This window comes from Microcystis sp. M53603_WE2 (assembly GCF_030065435.1).
In genome coordinates this window covers 1-5,698 of sequence record NZ_JASJFF010000518.1, presented here as the reverse complement: position 1 = coordinate 5,698, position 5,698 = coordinate 1, and the positions used below count along the sequence as shown (strand labels likewise).

The following is a 5,698-nucleotide window of genomic DNA, read 5'->3' as shown; positions in this document are numbered from 1 at the left end:
CAGGGGGCATAAATAGGCTAAATCCTTATCTGGCAAGAGACTTAATTGATTAGCTCGTTCTAGATTGAAAACAATTGGCAAAAATCGAAGCAATGTCTTTCTATATAAGGGTTTCATCCCTTATAACTCCCGTCCATTGCATAACACAAACCGAAGAACCATAATCTCCTGACTACTGACTACTGACTACTGACTACTGACTACTGACGACCGGCTACTGACTCCTAACACCCTAGTCATTCGGGGACTGAGGAGAGATTTTCAAAGAGGAAATGGCCCCTTCTTCTATCGGGGTTTCTGATGTATTCCTTTCCCCATCGAGAGAAGGGGTTTTTTTGCCGCCAGAACCGCCACTTTTCGGGGGTTTCGAGGAGAGGAATTGGGCCTCGAACTGTTTGATCAGCACATACAACACCGGGACGAGAAATAAACTCAACACCGTGGAAATCAGATAACCGCCTAAGATTGCAGTTCCCAGGGACCAACGACTCATCGCCCCGGCGCCGGAAGCGATAACCAAGGGCAAGAAACCGACTAAACCGGAAATAGCCGTCATCAGAATCGGTCTTAAGCGTTCCGTCGAGGCCCGGGCTGCCGCATCGGGAATACTTAAACCCAAAGTACGGGACTGGTTAGCGAATTCCACGATTAAAATCGCATTTTTAGCCGCTAAACCGATCAACATGACCAAAGCCACCTGAGCATAGATATTATTATTCACCGCCGGGAACAGACTACCCACTTGTAGGAAATTCGCCCGCAACAGTAAGGCCCCCATGGCCCCTAGGATCGCTAGGGGAACGGTAATCATGATGATAATCGGGTCAATGTAGCTTTCGTACTGGGCCGCAAGGACGAGGAAAACCACGATAAAGGCTAATCCGAAGATAACTGGGGCAGCCCCGGCGGAAGTTTTTTCTTGGAAAGCTGTACCCGTCCAAGCGTAACCGAAACCGGGCTGCAGGACTTTCCGACAAACATCTTCCATCACTGCGATCGCCTGTCCCGTACTAAAACCGGGGGCGGGACTACCCTGAACGTTAATCGAGGGATAGAGGTTAAAGTTAGTGATAATCGGTGGATAGGTGAAGCGTTTGACGCTAACCAAACCCGATAGGGGAATATTGGCCCCGGTACGGGAACGGACGTAAAGACGGTTAATATCTTCAGGATTAGAGCGATAATCCGCTTCTGCTTGGGCAAAGACTCGATACAAGCGATCGCCTAAGACGAATTGGTTGACGAAGTTGGAACCGAGATAGGTTTGCAGGGTTCCGAAAACGGCCTGCATATCGACGTTTTGCGCCTGTAGCTGGTTGCGATTGATGGAAAGTTCCAGCATCGGCGTGTCGGTGGTAAATTGGGTGAAAATTCCCGATAATTCCGGTCTTGTTCGGGCCTCGGCCATGACGTTATTAGCGTTGGCAATCAAAGCGTCCATGGGGAAAGAAGCGCGGTTTTGGATAAATAACTCGAAACCGCCGGTAGAACTTAATCCATCCACGGGGGGCGCATTAACGGCGAAAGCGCGAGCATCTGGGACTTTAGTGGCTAATTGTTGGTTAATTTTCCGCAGAACCCCGAAAACCGACTTATCTTCGCCGGGCCGTTCCGACCATTCTTTTAACTTGACAAAAAATAGTCCTTGGTTGCTACCACTTCCGGCAAAACTAAAGCCCGCCATACCGACAAAGTGTTCGATTTCTTCGATACCGTCGAGAATTTCTTCGTTAATCTGACGGATAACCTGGTCGGTGTAGCGCAGGGAAACCCCGGGGGGTGCTTGCACCAAAACGAAGGCATAACCTTGGTCTTCTTCGGGGATAAAACCCTGGGGAGTGGTGCTATAACTCCAAGCTGTGAGAAAGAGGGCGGCGATAAAGAAGGGTAACACTAAAAAACGGATGCGGATCAGAAATTCGATCGAGCGTCGATAGCCTTCTTTAACTGCGTTGAAACCCCGATTAAAGCCCTCGAAAAACAGTCCCAAGGGGCCGCGGGTGCGTTGGGGCGCTTTCATGATAATCGCCGACATGGTGGGGGAAAAACTGAGGGCGTTAAAGGTGGAGATGATAATTGAAGCGGAGATGATGACGGCAAATTGTCGATAAACGATCCCCACCGTACCGGGGAAGAAGGTGACGGGAATAAACACCGCTAGTAGTACAAGGGAACTAGCAATCACCGCCGAGGTTAACTCGCCCATGGCATCAAGGGCAGCTTGAAATGGCCGCATTCCCTGCCGTAATTTTTCCGATACCGCTTCTACGATCACGATGCCGTCGTCCACCACTAAACCGGTGGCCAGAATGACGGCAAACAAGGAGAGGTTATTGAGAGAATAGCCTAAAGCCAGGGCGACGGCCATGGTTCCGATCAAAGATACAGGAATAGCGATCGCAGGAATGATCGTGGTGCGCCAATCCTGAAGGAAGATAAAAATGACTAGAATAACCAGTAAAATCGCCTCAACCAGAGTGCTAAAGGCTTCTTCCAGGGAAGCGGCGACAAAGGCGGTATTATCGAGGGTAATGGCGATATTTAACCCCGGGGGGAAACTTGGTTCTAGTTCCGCCATTTTTTCTTTTACCAGTTTGGCAGTATTCCAAGCGTTGGAACCGGGTAACTGATAGACGATATAGACAACGGCGGGGGATTTGTCGAAATAGGCGGCGGTACTGTAGCTTTCGGCTCCGATTTCTGCGCGTCCTACGTCTTTAATTCGGATTAAATCGCCATTTTCCCCGACTTTGACGACAATATTTTCCGCTTCCTCCCCGGTGGCCACCCTACCAACGGCGCGAATGGCGATCTGGAATTGCTGCTCTTCGGGACTGGGATCACCGCCAATTGTCCCCGCACCCACCTGAATATTCTGTTCTCGGATCGCCTGTACTACTTGTTCCGCCGATACGCCCCTAGCGGCTAAGGCATCGGGATTAAGCCAAAAACGTAGGGCGTATTCCCTCTCCCCGATGATTGTTGTACTACCAACCCCCTCGATCCGGCGAATCTCCGCATCGATGACCCGATCGACAAAGTTACTTAAAAAGACCGTATCGTAGGGATAATTGCCCTTTTCATCCGGTTTGGCGGAAATCCCGTAGGCAAGGGTAACGCTGGGGGATTGGGTATTGGTTGTCACCCCCTGCCGGTTCACTTCTTCCGGTAAACTAGCGGCGGCGGTACTGACACGGTTTTGTACCAAGACTTGGGCAATGTTACGATCCATTTCCACCGGGAAAAAGACATTCACCGTACTTTGTCCGGTGTTGGTACTCTGGGACTGCATATAAACAATCTGTTCTGTCCCGTTAATCTGGCGATCGAGTACCGTGGTAACGTTATCCTGTACGGTTTTGGCATCGGTTCCCAAATAGTTGGCATTTACCGCTACCTGAATAAATGCCAACTGGGGCAGTTTTTCTAGGGGTAAAAAGGGAACAGCGATCGCTCCGATCAAAACGATTAAAATCGAGCAAACTGTGGTCAGAACGGGTCTTTTAATGAAGGTATCGGCAATACTAAGGATCATAGGGCGTTACTGGTTCATTTTTTCTAGGATAGTTGCGGCGGTGGGAGATTTACGAGTCAGATAATTAAATATTAATAGTTTAAAGATGGTATCTAGGATAACGGGAACCGTGGCCACAAACAAGCTAATAAATGTAATATTCTCGCGCCAACCAAAGTGCCGGAACAAAGTTTCTAAGATTACCGTCCAACCCTCCGCCGAGTGAAACCCGACAAATATATCGGTAAAGAGAATAAAGATAAAGGCTTTGGTGATATCATTTAAGCTGAGAAAATAACGACTAACATAAGCTCGCGTAATTGCCAATTGTTGACGACCAAAAATTAAGATCGCAATAAAGGCTATTAATCCAGTGATATCGGAGAGTAAGTTTTTCCAACCATCTTGACTTTCATAACCCGCTTCTCTGAATAATTCCTCCACCTGTTCCCGAAAATTTTCTTCTGATTTATGCCCTGCTTTTACTACTCCTAAAACCTGCTTGATTTCTTCAATTTCTTGAAGTCTAGCAAATTCCCTGAGATATTTTTCGCCAATTTCCTGAGAAATATAAACTTCTGATATTTTCGCTCTATCCACACCAAAATAGTTTAAAACAGGGCTAAAAATAAAGTTTCTACTAATAACCTGCACCAAGAGAGGAACTAAAATAATAATCAGGATAAAACGAATAGCAATACGTTGCTGTTGTCGCAGGGTACGGAGTTGTTTAATAACGGTTTGTTCGTATTCTGGGGTTAATTCTTGCTGGAAGTTAAAAAATTTATTACCGGTTGCAGGAGAAATTATCTGGTTATCTTTATCCCTGGGTTTATCACTGGTGAGATTGGTATTAGGCAGATTTGGGGTTTGATTATTCGGTAATGGGGGCAGCAATTCCTCTAAGTCTAGGCGATATTTACCGATAATATCCTCGATCGCCTTTAAAGTCTCTAGGATGTTATTATTTTCTGGGTTAGTTTGCGGATTGATAAAATTACCCAGACGCACTTGAGTTAAATCGAAACGTATCTGTAATAATTCTCGCTCTAGGGTACTTTGAAAGTAATCATAAACACTTTTTCCTCCCACGGCAGCCGGGGAAATTTTTTGTCCCCCAAAATGTTTATCTTCGATCGCTTTAATTTTCAGCGCTCTCTGATAAGCTGATTCTAGGGCCACTAAAGAGCGTTTTTCTACCCATTGATTAACTCGATTCCAAGGCACGGCTATAATCCTCGCTTTTCTGTCATCACAAGCACCACGGTAAGCTATCAGCGTTGGCTAGATAAGCTAAACGGCGCTTAACCTGCATGATCCAATAGCTATAACCCTTTTGGAGTCTATATCGGTGATCCGAAGTAAAAGCCGTTTAGCTTAGCTACTTTCGAGAAATATCCATAGTATTACATTTTAGGGTGCATTGGCTGCATCTTCACCATTGCTGAAATACAACGTTTCTCATCAAGATAAAGTGTAACCTAATTTGTTATCAACGACCGATGACCGACTCCCTAAAACGAAAACCTCATAGCTCACCATTAGGATAACTGCTCTAATTAAACTTAGCAATAATTTTTAGATATTGAATGTTCCTCTATAAACAAACTGTAAGCATTTCTAAAAACCTCTGGAGTAAATTTATTAGCCTGTTGCCGACAACTTTCTGGAGCAATTCTATCACCCTGATCCACAAAATATTTAACCGCTGCTACCAAAGATTGGGGATTTTGTTCCCCAAAAAGTAATCCTGTTCCCTGGGGAGAATTTTCCCGCAGATCCCGCACGGTTTCTAAAGCACCTCCGGCAGCAAATGCAATCACGGGAGTACCACAAGCTTGCGCTTCCACTAAAGCAATACCAAAATCCTCACAAGCAGCATAAATAAACGCTTTTGCTTTCGACATATATTCTGCTACTATTCGATCAGAAACCGCACCTAAAATCTGAATATTATCCTTAGCTAACTGACGAATTAAAGCCATTTGTGGACCATCTCCAATAACCACTAGGGGTAATCCCAATTGATTAAATGCCTCCACGATTAAAGGGACTTTTTTATAACTAACCAAACGAGAGACTACTAAATAAAAATCTTCTTTTTTCTCTTGGTAGGGAAAACGCTCGATTTGTACGGGAGGATAAATAACTTTTGCCTCCCGTCGATAACAGCGCCAAATTCGT

At 45.8% G+C, this 5,698-nt stretch carries 3 protein-coding genes; all 3 read right to left on the bottom strand.

The features are described 5' to 3' along the window. Positions 1-232 precede the first annotated feature (232 nt). On the bottom strand, positions 233-3,535 hold the full coding sequence (locus PX481_RS10815) for an efflux RND transporter permease subunit (RefSeq protein ID WP_190723732.1): 3,303 nt from the start codon (positions 3,533-3,535) through the stop codon (positions 233-235). Between the two features lie 6 nt (positions 3,536-3,541). Then, entirely contained in the window at positions 3,542-4,741 is a 1,200-nt protein-coding gene (locus tag PX481_RS10810; RefSeq protein ID WP_288094571.1) for a hypothetical protein, read from the bottom strand. Positions 4,742-5,079: 338 nt separating this feature from the next. Beyond that, positions 5,080-5,698: glycosyltransferase (locus tag PX481_RS10805; protein ID WP_288094570.1), on the bottom strand; the 619-nt coding region annotated here is incomplete at its 5' end.